Genomic DNA, 18,384 nt, shown 5'->3' with positions numbered 1-18,384 from the left:
GACCACCCGGGCTAGGATCGTGATAGGAGGTGCGGCGTGATAGGACTCGTTCTGCTGGGCCTGTTTCTGGCAGTCATGGCCTTCTTCGCGTATAGGCAGGAGCACCTGAACCGGGCAATGGACGCCAACGACGATTCGCGCCGTGAGGCGGGATATGTCGGCCCCCATGTTCCGGGTCCCCACTGATCCAACACTCCAAACGGGGGGCAGAGAGCTTGCAGAAGCCTCTGCCTCTCAGGCTTTTCTCTCCGGGCCGTCCCGGCTCTGGAAGCTGCGGTGCCAGGTCGCTTTCGCCTGTTGGGCGCCCCCTCACCCCTGGCTGCGCCAGGCCCTCTCCCACGAGGGGAGAGGGTCAACAAAGCCAAACAGACAAGCACGTTGTCCTTGGTCGAGATAAAAGCCTGTCTGCCGTCTGCCCCTTTCTCTTCTTGCGCCCTACAGCACCAGTGCCCGCGCATTCCCGCCAAGACGGTCCCACAGCGTAAAGGCGGCCCGCGCCCCGGGGCGGATGATTCCCTCGTCCTCCCACCCGGCGGCGAGGGCGGGGCCGCGGGTATGCGCCCACAGCACGTCCTCCTGGGTCAGGGCCTCTCCGGGCGCGATGGGCTCTCCCTCGTCATCCCGCCGGGTGATGGCGGCGGCGAAGTTGGCGCGGTACTCGGGCGGCGCCACCGGGGCATCGGACCCGAAGGCGAGGAGGGCTCCGGCATCCCGCAACGAGCGGAAGGCGTAGCTCGTCTCCGTGAGGTGCGGCAGGAGGTGGCGGATCATCGCCCCGTCGGCCTGGAGGTGGATGGGCTGGACGCTGGCCGTGAAGCCCCGGAAGCGGGGAATGTCCTCCGGGCGCAGGTGCTGGGCGTGCTCGATCCGCAGCCGCACGCCCTTCTCGGCGGCGAGGGGACGCAGGGCGTCGTAGGCGCCCAGCACCTCGGTGTTCGCCCGGTCGCCGATGGCGTGGGTCACGGGCGTCAGGCCCAGGCGCAGCGCCTCGGCCCCCAGCTCACGGATGAGGTCTGGGGAATCGAGGGCGATGCCGGTACCGCTGCCGTCGGCAAAACCGGGTGGGTGCAGCCAGGCGGTGCGGCTTCCCAGCGCCCCGTCGGCGAAGAACTTGACCCCGCCCCACTGGAAGAGGCCGCCGGGATTGAGCCCCACCCCGAGGTCCCGGGCAAGGGAGAGCCGGGCGTGGGGAAGGGTCGCCCAGACCCGCAGCGGCAGTTCCCCCCGAGCCGCGAGCGTTTGCAGGGCGCGCGGCGCCTCGGGCGGCTCGAAGGCCATCGTGTGGGCGCTGACGTAGCCGCGAGCGGCGAGGTCGTCCGCGCCCGCCTTCGCCGCCGCCAGGTACTCCGCCTCGCTGGGGACGGGCCGGACGCGGGCGACGAGTTCGCTGGCGCCCTCGAGCAGGGTGCCCAGGGGGCGGACGATCCTGCCGCCCTCGGGGTCGGGAGTGGCATTGGTCACCCCGGCCAGGCGCAGCGCGAGCGAGTTCGCCCAGCTCAGGTGCAGGTCGCGCGAGTACAGCAGGACAGGATGGTGCGGGCTGACCTCGTCGAGGACGGCGGCGGTGGGGTACTCGTTCAGGCCCAGCTCGCTGAGCAGAAAGCCACCGCCGCGAATCCAGGTGCCCGCCGGGGTGTTCATGGCCCGCTGCGCCACCCGGGCCTGCACCTCGGACACACTGCGGGCGCCATGCAGGTTCAGTTCCGAGAGCGAGAAGCCGTAGGAGACGAGGTGAATATGTGCCTCGGCCAGCCCGGGCGTGAGGATCAGGTCGCGGTGATCGAGTATCCGCGCCCGCGGGGCGAGGGCGGCGACCTCCTCGCGGCCCCCCACGGCCAGGACCCGCCCGCCCCCGGCGAGCACCGCCTCCGCTTGCGGGCGCGCGGGGTCGAGGGTCAAGGCCCGGGCGTGGAGGACCTTCAGATCGGCGTCGGCGCTGGTCACGCCCCTCAGCTTAACCCATGAAGGCAAAGTGAAGTTTTATATCTACATTTCTCACATACTCGTTAAACTACCTTCATGCCCCGGATCATGGTCGTGGATGACGACTCCGCCATCCTCAAACTCATCAGCGTGATCCTGACTCGTGCAGGACACGAAGTCCGCACGACTCACCAACCATTAGAAGCTCTTGATCTCCTCCAGGTCTTCACCCCCGACCTCCTCATCAGCGACGTAGTTATGCCCTACATGACCGGGCTGGAGTTTCTGGAGCGGGTGCGGACTCATGAAAAACTCAACAACCTTCCCTTCGTGCTGCTCTCCAGCCACGCCGAGCGCGACGATGTGCGCCGGGGCATGAACCTGGGGGCGGACGACTACCTGCCCAAGCCCTTCACCCCGCAGGATTTGCTCACCGCCGTGGACGCCCGCTTGCGCCGCGCGGGCCTGACGCGCCAGGGCGAGAGCGCCATGTCCGCGCGTGGCCTGGGGACCGCGCAGGTCGTGTGGCAGGGCGCGCCCGTCTCGTGGGTCTCGCGCAAGGCGCTGGAGCTGTTCTTCTACCTGCTGGAACACAAGGAGGTCACCTCCTGGGAGGCCGCCGAGGCCCTGTGGCCCGAGAAGGACGAGGCGCGGGCAAGCAGCCTCTTTCACACCACCCTCCACCGCCTGCGCCGCAGCCTGAGCAACGAGGCCGTCGTGAGCACCAACCGCCGCTACGCCCTGGCCGCCGACCTGCGCGCCGACTACGACGTTCACCGCTTCGAGCTGCTCGCCGCCCAGGCCGAGCAGGGCGCCCTGGGGCTGGAGGAGCTGCGCGAGCTGACCAGCATGTACGGCCACTTCCTGCCCGGCGCCGACAGCCCCTGGGTGGACGACGTGCGCGCCCGGCTGGAGCAGAAGCAGTTCAGCGTGCTGGGGCTGGCCGCCGGGGCCGCCAGCGCCGCGGGCCGTGCCAAGGACGCCGCCCTCTTCCACCAGCGCGCCCTCGCCATCGACCCCATGAGCGAGTCCGACTGGCAGGGCCTGACCCGCACCCTGGATGCCCTGGGTGACCCCCGCGCCCGCCTCGCCGCCCAGCGGGAAGCCTGGTGGGCGATGGACCTGAATTGACGACGAATTGACAACTGAAGAGCAGTCGCGCCCCTCCTGGTCCCCATGCCAGGAGGGATTTCAACGCCAGAACTGGTGGAACAAGGCGTCCATCCCTGTCCCCCGCTCGCACCCCGAACCGCAACTCCGGTTGGTGTTCCTCTCACGTCGGTTCCAAAACGCGACTTCAAACTGCCAGACATGCGACACCTCATCTTTCCCAGCAAGCAGCAGGCGGACGCTTTTATCGAGGATCTGCGCGCCCAGGGCGTGATTCAGCCTGAAGTCGGGCACACCACCCTGAACCGCCGTATGGCCGAGACGCAGACTACCCAGACCCAGACGACCACCACGGTTGACGGGCAGGCTGCCGCCGAGGAGGCGGGCGAGGGAGCTATCGAGGGAACGGGCGTCGGCGCGGCGGTCGGTACCGTCGCGGGGGCGGCCAGCGCCGTCGCGGCGGCGGCCACGGGCGGCCTCGCCATTCCGGTCATCCTGGGCATGGCGGCCCTGGGCTCGGGCGTGGGCGCGGCGGTGGGCGCGATTGGCGGCGCTGCGGATGCCAACGCGGACGGCGCCCACGACAGCTCCTACATCGAGGACCATCGCTACGACCAGATCCATGAGGGCGTCGGCGGTGGGCGTGCGGTGGCTGTCGAGGACAACATCCCGTCCGATGTCGTCGAGGCCGCAGCGTCCCGGCACGGCGGGCAGTTCGTCTAAAGCGGGCGAGGCAGGACGGGGAGGTAGAGCGGAGGCTCGCCTCCCCGTTTTCGTCTCTGCCCCACCGTGCATCCGGCGGATTCGCCCCCTGAGCCCCGCTGATAGACTCTCCCCCATGACCGCGCCGCTCACCACCGCCGACATTCGGGAGAAGTACCTGCAATTCTTCGAGAGCAAGGGGCACCTGCGCCTGCCCAGCCACTCGCTGATCGCCCCTGACCCCACGACCCTCTTCACCGTGGCGGGGATGCAGCCCTTCAAGCCGCAGTTCATGGGCGCCCCGGCCAAATTTCCCGGATACGGCGAGAACAGGCGGGTCACGACCGCGCAGAAGTGCCTGCGGGTGGGCGATATCGAGAATGTGGGGCGCACCCTGCGCCACTGCTCGCTGCTGGAGATGCTGGGCAACTTCTCCTTCGGCGACTACTTCAAGCGCGAGGCGCTGACCTGGGCGTGGGAATTCCTGACGAGCCCGGAGTGGATGGGTCTCGACAAGAGCCGCCTCTACGCCACGATCTACGAGGAGGACGAGGAGGCCTTCCTGATCTGGACTCAGGAGATCGGGCTGCCCGAGGACCGCATCCTGCGCTTCGGGGCGGACGAGAACTTCTGGCCCGCTGACGCGCCGAAGGAGGGACCGAACGGGCCGTGCGGGCCGTGTTCGGAAATTTTCTACGACCGGGGCCCGAAGTACGGCGAGGACACCTGGGCCGACTACGCCCAGACCCGCGAGAGCGCCCGCTTCCTGGAAATCTGGAACTGCGTCTTCCCGCAGTACGACCGCCAGGACCCCCTCCCCGACGGCACACCCGTGCTGGCCGACCTGCCCTTCAAGAACATCGACACCGGCATGGGGCTGGAGCGCATCGCCACCGTCGTGCAGGACGTGTACGACTTCTACTCCAACGACGTGTTCGCGCCCATCGTCGCGCGGATCGCGGAGCTCAGCGGCAAGCCCTACGAGGGGCCGCAGAGCCTGTCGCACCGGGTCGTGGCCGAGCATATCCGCAGCGTGAGCATGACCATCGCGGATGGGGTGGCGCTGTCGAACACCGGACGCGGCTACACGGTTCGCAAGATTCTGCGCCGGGCCTCCCGTCACGCCTACCTGCTGGGCCTGCGCGAGCCGACGCTCTACCAGCTCGTGCCCCTCGTCGTGGAGAAGATGGGCGGGGCGTACCCGGAACTCGTGGCGGAGGAGGAGCGCGTCACGGCGGCGATCCGGGCCGAGGAGGAACGCTTCCTCAAGACGCTGGAGGGGGGAACGCAGCGCATCACGTCGCTGCTGAGTGGGCTGGAACGCGGCTCGGTTCTCTCCGGCGAGGAGGCCTTCGTCCTGTACGACACCTACGGCTTCCCCCTCGACCTGACGAAGGAGATCGCGGAGGAGTACGGCATCACCGTGGATGAGGCCGAGTACGCCGAGAGCCTGGAAAAGGCGCAGGAACTCGCCCGCGCAGGGAGCAAGTACGGCAAGTCGGAACTGTTCGGCGGGAACCAGGAGGCGCTCGAAGGCCTCTCCCCCACCCGCTTCGTGGGCTACGAGGAGCTGGAGGCGCAGGGCGAGGTCGTGGCCCTTGTGAGCGCGGGAGAACGGCTCTCCCACCTGCCGGCGGGCAGCGAGGCGACCGTGGTGCTTTCCCGCACGCCCTTCTACGCCGAGGGCGGCGGCGAGGTGGGCGACACCGGGCGGCTGGAATGGGACGGCGGGCACGCCCTGGTGCGCGACACCCGCAAGACCCCGGCGGGCGTGTTCCTGCACGACGTGCTCGTGGAGGAGGGCGAGTTGCGGCCCGGGGACACGGTGCGCGGGATCGTGTCGGGCGAGCGCCAGGCGATCCAGCGGCACCACACCGCCACCCACCTGCTGCACGCGGCGCTGCGGGCGGTCCTGGGCTCCGGCGTGCGGCAGGCGGGCTCGCTCGTCGCGGCCGAGCGGCTGCGCTTCGACTACACGCACGGGGCGGCCCTGAGCGCCGACGAGATCGCCGGGATCGAGCGCCTGGTGAGCCGCTGGGTGAGCGCCAACTTCCCCGTGACGTGGCGCGAGATGCCGCTGGAGGAGGCGAGGGCGGCGGGCGCCACGGCCCTCTTCGGCGAGAAGTACGGCGACACCGTGCGCGTGGTGACCGTGGAGGGCGGCGTGCCCTTCGAGGGCCGCACCGTGACGAGCATGGAGCTGTGCGGCGGCGCGCACGTCCGCCGAACCGGGGACATCGGCGCCTTCGTGATCGTATCCGACGAGAACGTGGCCGCCGGGGTGCGCCGTATCGAGGCGCTGGCGGGCGAGGCGGCGACCACGTGGGTGCGCGAGCGGCTGCAAACGGCGGGACGGGTGGCGGGCCTGCTGAACACCGGCCTGGACGGGCTGGAAGCGCGTGTGGCGGGCTTGCAGGCGGGGCTCAAGGCCGCCCAGCAGGAGACGGCCCAGGTTCGCCGCCAGCTCGCGGAGGCGCAGATGGGCGGGGGTGGCGCGACCCAGCAGGTGCGTGAACTCGGCGGCTTCCGGGTCGCGGCGCTGCGGCTCTCGGGCATCGAGGGGAACGAACTGCGCGGCGCCGCCGACAAGCTGCTCGACCAGAGCGGCGCGGACCTCGCGGTGATCGCCAGCGACCGCGGCCTGGTCGTCAAGGCGACGAAGGACGCGGTCGGACGGGGCGCGCACGCGGGGCAACTCGTCGGCAAGCTCGCGGCGGCGGCGGGCGGCAAGGGCGGCGGGCGGCCCGACATGGCGCAGGCGGGCATCCAGAACCCGGAGGCGGCGCTGGGCGCGCTGGAAACGGCGTTATAAGTCAGGCTGGGGAACGCAGTGGGGCCGGGGCGTGAGCTTCCGGCCCTCTTCCCCTCCTCGTCGGGTCCTTCTGCCCCCGCAGCCGCTCATTCAGGGACGACGAGCCCTGACGTGCCACCCCTTACCCCAGCCCGAGCTCCGCCCGTTGCGCCCGGGTCAGGCTGGCGACCACCAACTTATGACTCCCGGCCAGCAGGTCGCTTAACAGGAGCTCCGGCAACGTTCCGTCCAGCGTGGCCGTAACCCAGTGGCGCTTGTTGAGGTGGTAGCCGGGCCGGATCGCCGGGTGGGCCGCGCGCAGTTCCTCGCCGTCCCCAGGCCGGACCTTCAGGCTCAGCGTCACCGGGTCCGCCGTGATGTCGGTCAGGGCGTACATCCTGCCGCCGACCTTGAACACCAGGGTTGTGGGGCCGAAGGGAAACGTCTCGGACGAGCCCGGCAGGGCCGCGCAGGCCGCGCGCACGTCGGCGATGGAACGCATGGGGAGAGTATGGGGGATGCTGCCCCCTTCCTCACGCGCACTCCGAAGAGGGGTCCGGTTGACAAGAAGTGACGCGCATGCCCCGTCCTTCAGGGCGGGGTCAAGCGGCACCCGCCCGATAGGGCGGCCAAGCCGGAGCTTTCCGGTTCGTGCTAGACTGCAAAAGCAATGCCCCCGCGCGGTTCCAGCCGCCGGGAGCGTGGCAAAGCGGATAGGAGCCGCTTCGCATGTCAGACAGTACCACGTCTATCAAGACGTTTCGCTATCGTTTGTACCCCACACGGGCACAAGAGGCCGCCATGTTTGAGACATTGCGCCTCACCCGCACGCTGTACAACGCTGGCCTAGAACAGCGCCGGGAAGCCTACCGGAAGCACGGCAAGACCCTCAGCGCCTACGACCAGCAGAAGGAACTCACCGCTCTCAAGGAAGCCTGCCTGGAGTTCAGCGGGGTCTACAGCCACGTCCTACAGGACGTATTCGACAGGCTCGACAAGGCGTACAAGGCGTTCTTCAGCCGCGTCAAGAAGGGTGCGAAGCGGGCTGGGTTCCCGCGCTTCAAGCCTGCGACCCGCTGGGATTCGTTCAAGTTCAAGCAGTGCTGGAACAATGCGAAGAACGATTGGACGGCTTGTGGGAAGCCCGTAGACGATGGACGGCGTATCTCCATCCCCAAGATCGGGAACGTCAAGATCAAGCTGCACCGCCCCCTTGAGGGCAAGCCCAAGTCCCTACAGATCGTGCTGGACGTAGACCAGTGGTACGCCGTCTACACCTGTGAAGTCCCTGTGCAGCCCCTCCCCACCACGGGGAGCAGCGTCGGGATTGACCTGGGAACAACATGGTTTGCCGTCACGTCAGACGGGGAGTTCATTGAGAACCCCCGCCACCTGGGGAGGTCACTGGGGAAGCTACGTGTCCAGCAGCGCACCGTGTCACGGCGCAAGAAGGGTGGCAACCGCCGCAAGAAGGCGGTGAAGCAGGTCGCCAAGACGTACCGCAAGGTCAGGCGGCAACGGCTGGACTTCCAGCACAAGACCGCCCGGAGGCTCATCCATGAACACGACCTGATCGCGCACGAAAACCTGCAAGTGGGCAACATGGCCCAAAGCAACCTTGCCCGCTCCATCCTCGACGCGGGGTGGGCCGGGTTCCTGTTTCAACTCGCCGCCAAGGCTGAAAGTGCTGGGCGCCGAGTCATCGCCGTAGACCCCCGCTACACGTCCCAACGGTGCCATGCCTGTGGACACACGGGGAAGGAGAACCGTGTGAACCAAGCGAGCTTCAGGTGCGTGCAATGCGGCCATACGGCGAACGCCGATCACAACGCGGCGAAGAACATTCTGGATCGAGGCACGTCCACGGAACGTGGCGAGCCGTTGGGACGGGCCGTCCCTTCAGGCGAGAACGGTAGCGGGGTATCGCATGCCGTCGCCTGAGAAGCCCCCTACTTCAGTAGGGGGAGTGGTCACCGGCTAGCTCTTCTCCCCGAAGCTGAAGATTTCGAGGTCGTCCACGGCCCGCCCCGCCCCGCGGAGCTGCGCGAGGTCCTCCGGGCGGGCCTGTTCGCGGGGCGTGCCCTTGCCCGTTCCTATGGCGGCGGCCATCACGTCCTCGGGGACGGCAGCGAACAGGTGGGCGAGCTGCTTGGGCGTGGCGTCCAGCAGGGCGTCGGACAGCACCTCGTCGGGGACGACCTCCGAGACGCGGGCGCGGGCGGCGGCCACCGAGGCGGCGTCCACCTCGGGGCGGGCGGCCGTTTCCTCGTCCAGCCCGGCGGTTCCGGGGGGCTTGGGGCTGCCACCCCGGCTTTTCCTCAGGACCAAGGCCGCGCCCGCCACGGCGGCGAGGAGAACCAGCAGCATCACGAACATCACCCGTCCACCCTAGTGAGTGGCGGCCCCTCCGCGCTTCCCCTGACCGGAGGGGGTGACGTGAAAAAAGGCACCAAAACGGCAGTTCTCCCCGGAGGATGAAGAAGGGGCCGGGGGTTCCATCCGCCCCGGCCCTGCTGTGCCTGCCTGCTCAGGCCTCGGTGTAGGTCTTCTCGATGGGCATCCCGACCGCGTTGCCCCACTCGGTCCAGCTTCCGTCGTAGTTGCGGACCTTGGGATAGCCGAGGAGTTCGCGCAACACGAACCACGAGTGGCTGCTCCGCTCCGCGATGCGGCAGTAGGCGATCACGTCCTTGTCGGGGGTCACGCCCTCGCCCGCGTACAGGGCGCTCAGCTCGTCCGCCGTCTTGAAGGTGCCGTCCTCGTTCGTCGCCCGCGCCCAGGGGATGTTCCGCGCGCCGGGGATGTGGCCGCCGCGCAGCACGCCCTCCTGCGGGTAGTTCGGCATGTGGGTGACCTTGCCGGAGAACTCGTCGGGGCTGCGAACATCTACCATCGCGCCCTGGCCCGCGCGCACGGCCTCGATGTGCGCCCTCACCTCGTCGCGGTAGGCGCGCAGGCTCTCGTCGCGGCGCAGGGGTGGGTACTCGGTGGGCTCGTAGCTCGGCACCTCGGTCGTCAGCTCGCGGCCCTCGGCGACCCACTTCTGGCGGCCCCCGTTCATGAGCTTGAGGTTCTGAACGCCGTTGTAGCTCAGGAACCAGTAGGCGTAGGCGGCCCACCAGTTGCTCTTGTCGCCGTACAGGATGATCTGGTCGCCTTCCTTCAGACCCAGGCGACCGAGAAGCGCCTGAAGCTGCTCGGGCCCGATGAACTCGCGCATAACCGGGTCCCAGAAGTCCTGCTGCCAGTCCACCTTCACCGCGCCGGGGATATGGCCGGTGTCGTAGAGCAGGATGTCCTCGTCCACCTCGATCAGCCTAATACCGGGGGTGTTCAGGTTCTGGGCCACCCAGTCGGTGCTCACCAGCACGTCTTTCGCGTATTCCATGTCTGCCTCCTCCAGGCTCGTCGGGAACGATTCTACCCACGCGCGTCATTCATTGACCAAAAAGGTCAACTGGACAGGCCTCACCATAGCCTGCCCGGCGCCGGGGGTACAGTGGCCGCATGACCCACCCCGCCCCCCTGCCCGAGAAGCTCCAGAACATCGTCAACGTGTTCCGCTCGGCGCCCAAGCCGCTGCGCCTCCAGGCCCTGCTGGAGTACAGCCGCAAGCTGCCCCCCCTGCCCGAGAAGTACGTCGAGCATCCCGAGTTCCTCCAGCCCGTGCCCGAGTGCGCCAGCCCCTTTTTCCTGGTGACCGAGCGGACGGACTCCGGCGGCGTGAACATGTACTTCAAGGTGCCCGAGGAGGCTCCCACCGTGCGCGGCTACGCGGGCATCCTGCACGAGGCGCTGCAAGGCGAGAAGCCCGAGACGATCCTGAATATCCCGGATCAGTTCTACATGGACATGGGCCTGACCGAACTCATCACGCCCATGCGCCTGCGCGGGATGGGCGCGATCCTGATGCGGCTGAAGAACGACGTTCGGGAACACGCGGGGGGGTAAGAAGCCCTGGGCCAAAGAAGGCCCCTCACCCCGCTGCTTCGCAGCGCCCCTCTCCCTTGGGAAGAGGGTTGGGGGAGGGTCCCTTCAGCGCCGCGACATTCTTCCGTCGAGCGCGCTCAGCCGTCAGCGGCCAGTTTGGGCGAGTTCCGGCTGACCGCTGTGTCTTTTCCCTTCAGCTTGAAGGCGCCAGTCGGCCGTCCGCGTGCGCCCGCATCAGCGCCGCCAGCGCCCGGCCCCGGTGGCTGATCTGCCGCTTCTCGGCCACCGTCATCTCGGCCAGGGTGCGGGTTTCGCCGTCGGGGACGAAGAGGGGGTCGTAGCCGAAGCCGTTCTCGCCGCGGGGGCCTTCGAGCAGGGTGCCCGTCAGCTCGCCCCGGTACGTCTCGATCTGGCCGTCGGGGTGGGCCAGGATGACCACGGAGACGAAGCGGGCGCGGCGATTCGCCATGTACCGCATCCGTTCGAGCAGGTAGAGGTTCCGCTCGGTGTCGGTCGCACGGTTCCCGAAGCGGGCGCTGTACACGCCGGGCTGCCCACCCAGCACCTCGACCTCCAGGCCGGAGTCGTCGGCCAGGGCGGGCAGGCCCATGGTCAGGGCCGCCGCGCAGGCCTTGAGCGCGGCGTTCTCCTCGTAGGTCGTGCCCGTCTCCTCGGGCAGGGGCAGGCCGTTCAGACCCTCCAGCCGCCAGCCCAGGCCGCCCAGGGCCTCCTCGATCTCGCGCACCTTTCCGGCGTTCCCCGTCGCCACGACCACCCGCATCCCGTCTCCGCTCCTGCCTGCATCGCTCGTCACCCGCTGAGTCTAGGGGAGGGACGGGGGTGGGCGCGTGAGGTTTCCCCGGTGTGACGTTTGACAGCAACCTGTGAGACCGGAGGTGGCAGAGTGGGGGCGCAGTTCCCAGATCCCCTGCCCCTTCCCCCCGTCCCGGAGTGCCTATCCCCGATGTCGGCCGAAGCCCAACTCAGGCGGTATCACCAGCTCGTACAGATGCTGGCCGCCCTCGCGCGCAGCAGCGGGCAGGTGGACGCGGTCGTGCAGACGGTCCACTGGCAGGCGGGCGCGCTCTTTCCCGCCCAGGTCACGCTGCTGGCGCTGCTGGAGCCGGAGGGCGACTGGCGGTGGGAACTCTACGAGGGCGAGCAGCGCTACACCCAGCGCCTCCCCTTCTACCCCGAGGGCATCCTGGAGACGGTGCTGCGGGGGGAGCCGCTCTCCATCCCCGACATAGAAGCCTACCTCGCCGAGCATCCCGTCCGCGTCCGGCGGCTGGTGGACCACGACGAGGTTCTGCTGGAGATCGGGGAGGAGGAACCCGAGGAGCCCGTCCTGTCCATGCTGTTCGTGCCGCTGGAGGTCCGGGGCGCCCGCGTGGGCGTGCTGTCGGTGCAGAGCTACGCGCCCGCCGCCTTCGACGACACCGACCTGCAATTCCTGGACCTGCTGGGCCAGCATGTCTCCATCGCCTTGGAGAACGCGGGGCTGCGCGAGGAGCTGGAGCGGGCGACGCTCACCGACGCCCTGACTGGCCTCCCCAACCGCCGCGCCTTCGGGCGGGACGCGCCGCTGGCCCTGGAGAGAGCCCGCCGGGAGGGGCGCGACCTGACCCTGGTGATGCTCGACGTGCACGACTTCAAGAGCGTCAACGACACCTTCGGGCACCCGGTGGGCGACGCGGTGCTTGCCACCCTCGGGCGGGTGTTCCGGGAGGCCCTGCCCGCGCCGGGGGCCGCCTTCCGCCTGAGCGGCGACGAGTTCGCCCTCCTCGTGTGGGAGGCCGAGGACCGGCTGGGCGACCTGGCGCGGCGGATCGAGGAGGGGTTGCGGACCGCCGAATGGCCGCCTGGTCTCGGCCCGGTGTGTCTTCAGGGGGGCGCGGCGCAGGCCGGGCCGGGGGCTTCCCTCCACGACTGGCTCTCGCTGGCCGACGCGCGCATGTACTGCGCCAAGCGGGGGCGGGCGCGCGGGCTGCATGTGTGCTGGGGCCTGGACTTCGGCCGGGAGGATGTTTCGGCGTGAGCCTCAGGCGTCGCCCAGCGGCAACTCCGCCCGCACCCGCCACCGCTCCTCGCCCTCGCGCTTCTCGAAGAGGGTGACCGCGCGGTACGTCTGCGCGTGATGGGGAGCGGTCATCTCCTCCAGCCGCTCCCGCAATCCCGCCGGGTCCTCCCCGCCGTAGGGCTGCACGAGCGTGAAATGGGGTTGCCAGGAGTCCAGGCCACGCGGCGTACGCAGCAGCCGCATCCTGGCCTGCTGGAAGGGCCGCGGGTACTTGCCCTGCGCCACCTGTTCGCCGAAGGGCGAGGCCGTCACGAAGCGGCTCAGCCGGGCGAGGAGCAGCGTGTGCAGCACGAGCAGGGGACTGTTCGCGTCGAAGCGGTGCACATAGGTCTCGCCGCCGTCCCACACCTCTATTCGTCCGCCGGTCAGGGTGAGGGCCGAGCCCGGAGTGAGGCAGGCGACGCAGGCCCGCGCCTCCGCCTCGATGTCCGGCCACCACGCGGGGTCGGTGTAAAAGCCTTCCACGACCGTCAGGTGAAAGCCATAGGGCCCGGCGTCGGTCTGATCCTCGTGCCGGAGGAACTCAGGCAGGGTCAGCTCGCGCCCCGCCCGCACGTCGAAGCCGAGGAGTTCACTGCCCAGGCGGTAGTAGGGGTCGTCCGCCTGCGGGCAGAGGTAGACGGCAAAGCGGGTGCCCTGCCGGGCGTCCGGCATCAGAACACCCGCCAGCGGTAGAACAGGAAGGCGAGCGTGGCGGCCAGGGCGACGGCGATACTCAGCACGATCCAGAAGCCCTCGGGATTGCTGTGGAACGGCAAGGGCACGTTCATGCCGAAGATGCTCGTGACAAGCGTGGGGATCGCCACGAGAATCGTCGTCACTGTGAGCACCTTCACGACCTGGTTGACGTTGTTGCTGATGACCGAGGCGAACGCGCCCGCCATGCTCGTCAGGATGTTGCTGGCGATGTTCGCCATCTCGATGGCCTGGAGGTTCTCGATGAGCACGTCGTCGAGCAGGTCCGAGTCCTCCTCGTACATCTCGAAGATGCGGTCGCGCTTGACGCGCTCCATCATCGCCTCGTTCGCCTTGAGGCCGGTGATGAAGTACACCAGGCTCTTTTCGAGCTTCAGGAGGTCCATGAGTTCCCGGTTGCGGGTGGCCGTCTCCATCCGGTCCTCGATGCGGTCCACCTGCTTGTTGATCTGCCGCACGTCGATCAGGAACCGCTGGGCGTTGCGCAGGAACAGTTGCAGGGTCAGGCGGTTCTTCTTGGAGGTGGAGACCCGGCGCACCAGCCCGTTCACCACGTCGTTCACGACCGGGTTCTCGGTGGCGCACACCGTCACGATACAGTGGTCGGTGTGCAGGATGCCCAGCGGCACCGTGTCGTAGGGGATGTCGCTGTCCTCGCCCAGGCGGTAGCTCGTCTGCATGATGATGAGGAGCTGGCCGTCCTCGCGCTCGAAACGGCTTCTCTCGTCGGGGTCGAGGGGGTAACTCAGGTAGTCGAGGGGGAGGCCGGTCTCGCGGCTCACCCGGGCGAGTTCCTCGGCGGTGGGGGCGGTCGCGTTGATCCAGCAGCCGTCAGTGTAGCCGTCGAGGACCTGGAGCTTGCCGCCGATGCTGCGGTAGTAGGTCAGCATGGCCGACCCGCCTTGTCTTCAGTGTGGGTCATGGTGCGTCCTCCGGGAGTGGGATGGCGTGCAGCCGGAAGGGGCAGCCGAACTGGGCGGGTCGTGTTCGGTCTGGGGGTCGGGATTCACGTCATCACCTCCTCTCCGGCTCCGCTCGGCAGGGCGGGCACCAGCGGGCATGCTAGCGGGGCGGACGCGGCGGGGGCAAGGGGATATTCGCCAGGGCGCCAAAGAAAACCGCCCCGGCACGGGACCGGGACGGGGGCGTGAGAGCCTTTACAGCCCGAAGAAGGCCTTGTTCTTGACGATGAACTCTTCCTCGCCGCTCGGCACGTCCTCTTCGGGGAAGATGGCGCTGACGGGGCAGGCGGGCACGCAGGCGCCGCAGTCGATGCACTCGTCGGGGTGGATCAGATACTGGTCGCCGCCGTCGTAGATGCACTCCACGGGGCAGACTTCGGTGCAGGCCTGGTCCTTCACACCGATGCAGGGGCTGGTGATGATGTGCGGCATGGGGCACAGTATGCACAGCCCCCCGGAGCGTGGCAAGGCCGGCCGCCTCACAAAGCAGACAGGCTTTTGCCCGCTCAGGAGCGGTAAAAACCGAGTGGGCGAGTCAGGATTGGGGGGAGGAAGAGCGCCCCAGGTGCGCCTCGGCGAGCCGCAGGTCGTCCTCCTTGTCCACGTCGGCGCCGATGGCGGCGTGGGGGGTGACCAGGGCACGGGCGGGGACACCCAGGATGACGCTGACCCGCTCCTCCAGCTCGCGCACCGTCAGGCGCCGGGTCAGCAGCCGCAGCAGGATGCCCGGCCCGATCAATCCCGCGAGTTTCAGCGGCGCCTTGCGCGCGGCGAGCACCTCGCGGAGGCGGGGCAGGAACTGGCCGACCAGGCGCGGATCGAGGATAAAGACGTTGCCGCCGGTGAAGGTGTCGTCGCGCAACCGGGCGTAGGTCCGCTTCACGCCGGGAAAGGCCCGCTCGCAGTCACTTCGCCGGACGACGGGATAGACCAGCCCGGCCTCGCGGGGGGCCGTATCCAGCACCTGGGCCAGTTGCGCCGCCGTCACGAGGGGAATATCGGCGGTGACGACGAGCACGCGCTCCCCGGGGGCAAGGCCGGAAGCGGCCAGGGCCTCCACCCCCGCCTCCAGGTTGCTCAGCAGGGTGCCGTGGTCGGTGACGCGCTCGTCGAGCAGGGCGTTCATCGCGGGGACGGTTGGGCCGACATAGGCGACGCGAGCCACCCTCCCACTCTCCCGCAGGGCCCGCAGGACGTGCAGCGCCATGGGCTCGCCCGCCACCGGGATCAGCGCCTTGACCGGGACGCCGTGCGCCGCCGCGAAGGGGTCGCCGGGGTCGCCGCCGCCCAGCACGACGGCGCTCCACTGCCCGGCGTTGCCCTGAGTCATAGGGCAGAGCCTAGCACCCGCTCCGCCCGGCGGGCCTCACCCGTCGGGGGCCGCTCGGGGAGGTGCAGCGTGGCGACAAAGCCCCCACCCGGCGGGCTCTCCAGCGTGAGACGGCCCCCGTGGAGTTCCGCCGCCCGCCGCACGAGCGCGAGGCCCAGGCCGTGCCCGCCCGCGCCGAAAGCCGCGCGGCTCGCGTCGGGCCGGTAGAACGCCTCGCCCAGCCGCGCGAGCACGTCCGGCGGGACGCCCGGGCCGTCGTCGCGGACCTCGACCCGGCCCCCGCCGGACTCATCCCTTCCCACCGTCACAGTGACGGTCGCGCTGGGGGCATGGAGCACCGCGTTCGCCGTCAGGTTCCAGACCGCCTGCCCCAGCAGCACGCGGTCGCCCCACACCGTGACGGGCGCGGGGGCGACGAGATCCACGTCGGCCTCGGGGCGCAGCTCGCGGGCCCGGTCCACCGCGTCCGCCGCGAGGTCGCGCAGGGGCACCTCCACCCGGGCCAGGGCCGCCGGGTCGCGGGCGAGGAGGAGCAGGTGGTTGGCGAGGTCCGCGAGCCGGGTGATGTCGGTCCCGATCTCGCGCAATTCCATTCGGTACCGCTCGGCGTCGCGGTCGCGGGCGAGGGTGGCGTCCACCCGGGCGGTTAGGGCCGCGAGGGGGCTGCGCAGGTCGTGGGCGGCGGCCCGCACGAAGTCCTGCTCGCGCTCGCGGGCGTCGGCGAGGCGGGCGAACGCTTCCTGAAGGGTCAGCGCCAGCCGTGAGAGTTCGTCCCCCGCCCCCGCCCCCGGCACGGGACGGCGCAGGTCTCCCCCCGCCCCGATCTCGCGCGCCGCCCCCTCCAGCGCCCGCACCGGGGCGAGGAGGCGTCCGGCGACCGTCCAGCCCAGCAGCAGCGACAGGCCCAGCGCGGTGGGCAGCAGCCACGCGAGCGCCTGCCCGAAGGCCCGCCGCGTCTGGGAGAGGACCGGCGCGTTCGACACCACCGTGAGCAGCGTGCCGTCATGCAGGGGGCGTACGACCAGGAGGCGGTCGCCCAGCGCATACACGTTCGGCGGCAGGTTCGCCTCCACCCCGGGGGGAAAACGGGGCGTCTGCGCGCTGCCCCCCGGACCCAGGAGCCGCAGTTCCAAGTTGCGGGTCTGCTCGTCGGCATCGGCGATGCGTTCCAGGTCCCGGCCGCTGAGCAGCACAAAGGGCTGCGCCGCCCCCTCGATCCGCTCCTGCACGGCGCTCGTGGCCGTCAGCAGGGCCGCGACCTGTGCCGCCCGCAGATACTGATTGACGACCACGAAGAGCCCCGCCACCACGAGCGCGACCGCCAGCGCCGTCGCCAGCGCGGCCCAGAGCGTCAGCCGGGCGCGCAGGGTCAGGTGGGGCAACCTCAGGCCCACGCGCCTACCCTGCCGGACCATGCCCCGATCCACTCCCCACTGACCACTCCCCACTCACCCTTCCACCCGGTAGCCCCGCCCCCGCTCACTGCTGATCGCCCCCGGCGCGAGTTTGCGGCGCAGGTAGCGCACGTACACGTCCACGATCCGCGCCTCGCCGCCGAAGTCGGGGCCCCACACGCGGTCGAGCAGTTCCTCGCGGGTGAACCAGCGGTCGGGGGAGCGGGCCAACGCTTCCAGGAGGGCATATTCGCGGGCCGTCACGGCGACCTCCTGGCCGTCCCACGTGACCGTGCGGGCCACCGTGTCGAGGACGCCGCGCCCGCCCGCGAAGACGACACGGGGGGTTCCCTGCCCCCGCTCCCGGCGAGTCAGCGCCCGCAGCGTCGCCAGCAGTTCCGGCACCGCGAAGGGCTTGACGAGGTAGGCGTCGCCCCCCAGGTCGAGGCCCTCTACCCGGTCACTCAGCTCGCCCCGGGCGGTCAGGAACAGGATGCCCGCGTCCACCCCCGCCCCCCGCAACTCCCGCGCCACCGAGAAGCCGTCCAGGCCGGGCAGCATCACGTCGAGCACGATCAGGGGGTACTCGCCCAGCAGGGCCTCCTCCAGTCCCTCGGGCCCGGTCTGCCGCCAGGTCGCCGCGTAGCCTGCCTCGCGCAGGGCCCCCAGGGTGGGCTGCGCAATTCGGGGGTCATCCTCGACGAACAGCAGCCGCATGGGCCCCAGTCTAGAGGGTGCGGTTAGGGGGCGGTTAACTGCCGAGGGCGCGCAGCAGGCCCCAGATCAGCACTCCGGCGGCCAACAGCACGAGCAGGCCGAGCAACGGCAGCAGCCAGGGCAGGCGCCGTTGAAGCAACGTACTCCGCACGCGCGCATGGGCCAGCACCGGGGCAGGCAGCCCCCTTGCCGCCAGCGCCAGAATGGTCGGCACCACCAGCAGGTCGTCCCCCCACCCGGCCAGCGGCACCACATCGGGGATCAGGTCCACCGGGCTCAGGGCGTAGGCGAGCGCGAGCAGGGCGGCCAGCCGCGCCCGCCCCGGCGTTCGGCGGTCCCCCACCGCGAAGAGCAGCGCCAGCGCGTCCCGCCAGAAGAGCCGCAAACGAGCGATCACGCCGGGGAATACGTCCCGTTGGGATGGAAGGTTCCGGGATGCTAGACTCTGGGGTGGCGACGGGCCTATGCCCGGCCCCGGAGGTTATCAGGCAGGCGGCTCATCCCCGGGTGAGCAGGCGTGTACCGCGAGGACACGCGAGGAAGAGGAACGGCACATCACCGAGAAAACGCCCTGCAAGGCGGGGTGGGTGATGCTTTCTGCTCGTTCCGGTTCCCCTTTTGGGACACAGTCGGTTCGGGCGCGTTCGCGTTTGGCCTAACCCCCGGCCCTGTGCTACCCTCTTTCACTGGTGACTCGCCCCCGGGGCGAGCTTGGCCTCTGCCCGGGCAGCGTTTCCGGGCAGCATGGC

The 18,384-nt window shown here is 69.7% G+C and carries 19 protein-coding genes; 7 read left to right on the top strand and 12 right to left on the bottom strand.

The features are described 5' to 3' along the window. Positions 1 to 36: 36 nt before the first annotated feature. Positions 37 to 186: a hypothetical protein gene (locus tag DAERI_RS22490; protein ID WP_165794300.1), complete on the top strand. Its 150-nt coding sequence runs from the start codon at positions 37 to 39 to the stop codon at positions 184 to 186. A gap of 249 nt (positions 187 to 435) precedes the next feature. On the opposite strand, the gene DAERI_RS20020 is transcribed toward DAERI_RS22490, so the two are convergent. Continuing rightward, on the bottom strand, positions 436 to 1,944 hold the full coding sequence (locus DAERI_RS20020) for an amidohydrolase (RefSeq protein WP_103131212.1): 1,509 nt from the start codon (positions 1,942 to 1,944) through the stop codon (positions 436 to 438). A gap of 75 nt (positions 1,945 to 2,019) precedes the next feature. Here DAERI_RS20020 and DAERI_RS20015 point away from each other — a divergent pair, with 75 nt between their 5' ends. From DAERI_RS20015 to alaS, 3 genes are all read left to right on the top strand, one after another. Then, positions 2,020 to 3,054 (top strand): AfsR/SARP family transcriptional regulator, encoded by a 1,035-nt coding sequence (locus DAERI_RS20015; RefSeq protein ID WP_103131211.1) that lies wholly within the window; start codon positions 2,020 to 2,022, stop codon positions 3,052 to 3,054. Between the two features lie 180 nt (positions 3,055 to 3,234). After that, positions 3,235 to 3,756: a hypothetical protein gene (locus DAERI_RS20010; protein WP_103131210.1), complete on the top strand. Its 522-nt coding sequence runs from the start codon at positions 3,235 to 3,237 to the stop codon at positions 3,754 to 3,756. Between the two features lie 115 nt (positions 3,757 to 3,871). Beyond that, positions 3,872 to 6,547 carry an alanine--tRNA ligase gene (alaS, locus tag DAERI_RS20005; protein ID WP_103131209.1) on the top strand — a complete coding sequence of 892 codons (2,676 nt, stop codon included), beginning with the start codon at positions 3,872 to 3,874 and terminating at the stop codon, positions 6,545 to 6,547. A 121-nt stretch (positions 6,548 to 6,668) separates the two neighbouring features. Here alaS and DAERI_RS20000 read toward each other — a convergent pair whose 3' ends face one another. Further along, positions 6,669 to 7,028: an MmcQ/YjbR family DNA-binding protein gene (locus tag DAERI_RS20000; protein WP_103131208.1), complete on the bottom strand. Its 360-nt coding sequence runs from the start codon at positions 7,026 to 7,028 to the stop codon at positions 6,669 to 6,671. Positions 7,029 to 7,255: 227 nt separating this feature from the next. Here DAERI_RS20000 and DAERI_RS19995 point away from each other — a divergent pair, with 227 nt between their 5' ends. Continuing rightward, positions 7,256 to 8,467, top strand: coding sequence for an RNA-guided endonuclease InsQ/TnpB family protein (locus tag DAERI_RS19995; RefSeq protein WP_103131207.1), 1,212 nt, complete (start codon positions 7,256 to 7,258; stop codon positions 8,465 to 8,467). 36 nt (positions 8,468 to 8,503) lie between these two features. Here DAERI_RS19995 and DAERI_RS19990 read toward each other — a convergent pair whose 3' ends face one another. Together DAERI_RS19990 and DAERI_RS19985 are read right to left on the bottom strand one after the other, a co-directional pair. Continuing rightward, positions 8,504 to 8,902, bottom strand: a complete 399-nt coding sequence (locus DAERI_RS19990; protein ID WP_103131206.1) for a hypothetical protein — start codon at positions 8,900 to 8,902, stop codon at positions 8,504 to 8,506. A gap of 151 nt (positions 8,903 to 9,053) precedes the next feature. After that, positions 9,054 to 9,914, bottom strand: coding sequence for a sulfurtransferase (locus DAERI_RS19985; protein WP_103131205.1), 861 nt, complete (start codon positions 9,912 to 9,914; stop codon positions 9,054 to 9,056). 119 nt (positions 9,915 to 10,033) lie between these two features. Here DAERI_RS19985 and DAERI_RS19980 point away from each other — a divergent pair, with 119 nt between their 5' ends. Beyond that, entirely contained in the window at positions 10,034 to 10,477 is a 444-nt protein-coding gene (locus tag DAERI_RS19980; protein ID WP_103131204.1) for a SufE family protein, read from the top strand. A gap of 172 nt (positions 10,478 to 10,649) precedes the next feature. On the opposite strand, the gene rdgB is transcribed toward DAERI_RS19980, so the two are convergent. Next, positions 10,650 to 11,237, bottom strand: a complete 588-nt coding sequence (gene rdgB, locus DAERI_RS19975) for an RdgB/HAM1 family non-canonical purine NTP pyrophosphatase (RefSeq protein WP_103131203.1) — start codon at positions 11,235 to 11,237, stop codon at positions 10,650 to 10,652. A 183-nt stretch (positions 11,238 to 11,420) separates the two neighbouring features. Between rdgB and DAERI_RS19970 the strand changes: the two genes are divergently transcribed. Further along, positions 11,421 to 12,494, top strand: a complete 1,074-nt coding sequence (locus DAERI_RS19970) for a GGDEF domain-containing protein (protein WP_103131202.1) — start codon at positions 11,421 to 11,423, stop codon at positions 12,492 to 12,494. A 3-nt stretch (positions 12,495 to 12,497) separates the two neighbouring features. Here DAERI_RS19970 and DAERI_RS19965 read toward each other — a convergent pair whose 3' ends face one another. From DAERI_RS19965 to DAERI_RS19935, 7 genes are all read right to left on the bottom strand, one after another. Continuing rightward, positions 12,498 to 13,190, bottom strand: coding sequence for a hypothetical protein (locus DAERI_RS19965; protein WP_103131201.1), 693 nt, complete (start codon positions 13,188 to 13,190; stop codon positions 12,498 to 12,500). Next, positions 13,190 to 14,122: a magnesium transporter CorA family protein gene (locus tag DAERI_RS19960; protein WP_103131200.1), complete on the bottom strand. Its 933-nt coding sequence runs from the start codon at positions 14,120 to 14,122 to the stop codon at positions 13,190 to 13,192. The genes DAERI_RS19965 and DAERI_RS19960 overlap by 1 nt, the downstream gene beginning before the upstream one ends. Positions 14,123 to 14,389: 267 nt before the next feature. Continuing rightward, on the bottom strand, positions 14,390 to 14,626 hold the full coding sequence (locus DAERI_RS19955; RefSeq protein WP_103129843.1) for a ferredoxin: 237 nt from the start codon (positions 14,624 to 14,626) through the stop codon (positions 14,390 to 14,392). Positions 14,627 to 14,729: 103 nt separating this feature from the next. After that, on the bottom strand, positions 14,730 to 15,524 hold the full coding sequence (locus DAERI_RS19950; protein ID WP_103131199.1) for an NTP transferase domain-containing protein: 795 nt from the start codon (positions 15,522 to 15,524) through the stop codon (positions 14,730 to 14,732). Further along, complete coding sequence (locus tag DAERI_RS19945) at positions 15,521 to 16,939, bottom strand: sensor histidine kinase (protein WP_165794305.1); 1,419 nt, start codon at positions 16,937 to 16,939, stop codon at positions 15,521 to 15,523. The genes DAERI_RS19950 and DAERI_RS19945 overlap by 4 nt, the downstream gene beginning before the upstream one ends. Positions 16,940 to 16,972: 33 nt before the next feature. Then, positions 16,973 to 17,635, bottom strand: coding sequence for a response regulator transcription factor (locus tag DAERI_RS19940; RefSeq protein WP_103131197.1), 663 nt, complete (start codon positions 17,633 to 17,635; stop codon positions 16,973 to 16,975). 34 nt (positions 17,636 to 17,669) lie between these two features. Beyond that, on the bottom strand, positions 17,670 to 18,032 hold the full coding sequence (locus tag DAERI_RS19935; RefSeq protein ID WP_103131196.1) for a YkvA family protein: 363 nt from the start codon (positions 18,030 to 18,032) through the stop codon (positions 17,670 to 17,672). Positions 18,033 to 18,384 lie beyond the last annotated feature (352 nt).

Source organism: Deinococcus aerius, assembly GCF_002897375.1.
Taxonomy (GTDB): Bacteria; Deinococcota; Deinococci; order Deinococcales; family Deinococcaceae; genus Deinococcus; species Deinococcus aerius.
This window is presented reverse-complemented; position numbering and strand designations above follow the sequence as displayed.

Bases quoted from the DNA above. Each gene is read 5' to 3' on its own strand.
- DAERI_RS19980 (WP_103131204.1), top strand. From the start codon at position 10,034: ATGACCCACCCCGCCCCCCTGCCCGAGAAGCTCCAGAACATCGTCAAC.
- DAERI_RS19940 (WP_103131197.1), bottom strand. From the start codon at position 17,635: ATGCGGCTGCTGTTCGTCGAGGATGACCCCCGAATTGCGCAGCCCACC.
- DAERI_RS19990 (WP_103131206.1), bottom strand. From the start codon at position 8,902: ATGTTCGTGATGCTGCTGGTTCTCCTCGCCGCCGTGGCGGGCGCGGCC.
- rdgB (WP_103131203.1), bottom strand. From the start codon at position 11,237: ATGCGGGTGGTCGTGGCGACGGGGAACGCCGGAAAGGTGCGCGAGATC.
- DAERI_RS19965 (WP_103131201.1), bottom strand. From the start codon at position 13,190: ATGCCGGACGCCCGGCAGGGCACCCGCTTTGCCGTCTACCTCTGCCCG.
- DAERI_RS19970 (WP_103131202.1), top strand. From the start codon at position 11,421: ATGTCGGCCGAAGCCCAACTCAGGCGGTATCACCAGCTCGTACAGATG.
- DAERI_RS20010 (WP_103131210.1), top strand. From the start codon at position 3,235: ATGCGACACCTCATCTTTCCCAGCAAGCAGCAGGCGGACGCTTTTATC.
- alaS (WP_103131209.1), top strand. From the start codon at position 3,872: ATGACCGCGCCGCTCACCACCGCCGACATTCGGGAGAAGTACCTGCAA.
- DAERI_RS19985 (WP_103131205.1), bottom strand. From the start codon at position 9,914: ATGGAATACGCGAAAGACGTGCTGGTGAGCACCGACTGGGTGGCCCAG.
- DAERI_RS20015 (WP_103131211.1), top strand. From the start codon at position 2,020: ATGCCCCGGATCATGGTCGTGGATGACGACTCCGCCATCCTCAAACTC.
- DAERI_RS19995 (WP_103131207.1), top strand. From the start codon at position 7,256: ATGTCAGACAGTACCACGTCTATCAAGACGTTTCGCTATCGTTTGTAC.
- DAERI_RS19950 (WP_103131199.1), bottom strand. From the start codon at position 15,524: ATGACTCAGGGCAACGCCGGGCAGTGGAGCGCCGTCGTGCTGGGCGGC.
- DAERI_RS20000 (WP_103131208.1), bottom strand. From the start codon at position 7,028: ATGCGTTCCATCGCCGACGTGCGCGCGGCCTGCGCGGCCCTGCCGGGC.
- DAERI_RS19955 (WP_103129843.1), bottom strand. From the start codon at position 14,626: ATGCCGCACATCATCACCAGCCCCTGCATCGGTGTGAAGGACCAGGCC.
- DAERI_RS19945 (WP_165794305.1), bottom strand. From the start codon at position 16,939: ATGGTCCGGCAGGGTAGGCGCGTGGGCCTGAGGTTGCCCCACCTGACC.
- DAERI_RS19960 (WP_103131200.1), bottom strand. From the start codon at position 14,122: ATGCTGACCTACTACCGCAGCATCGGCGGCAAGCTCCAGGTCCTCGAC.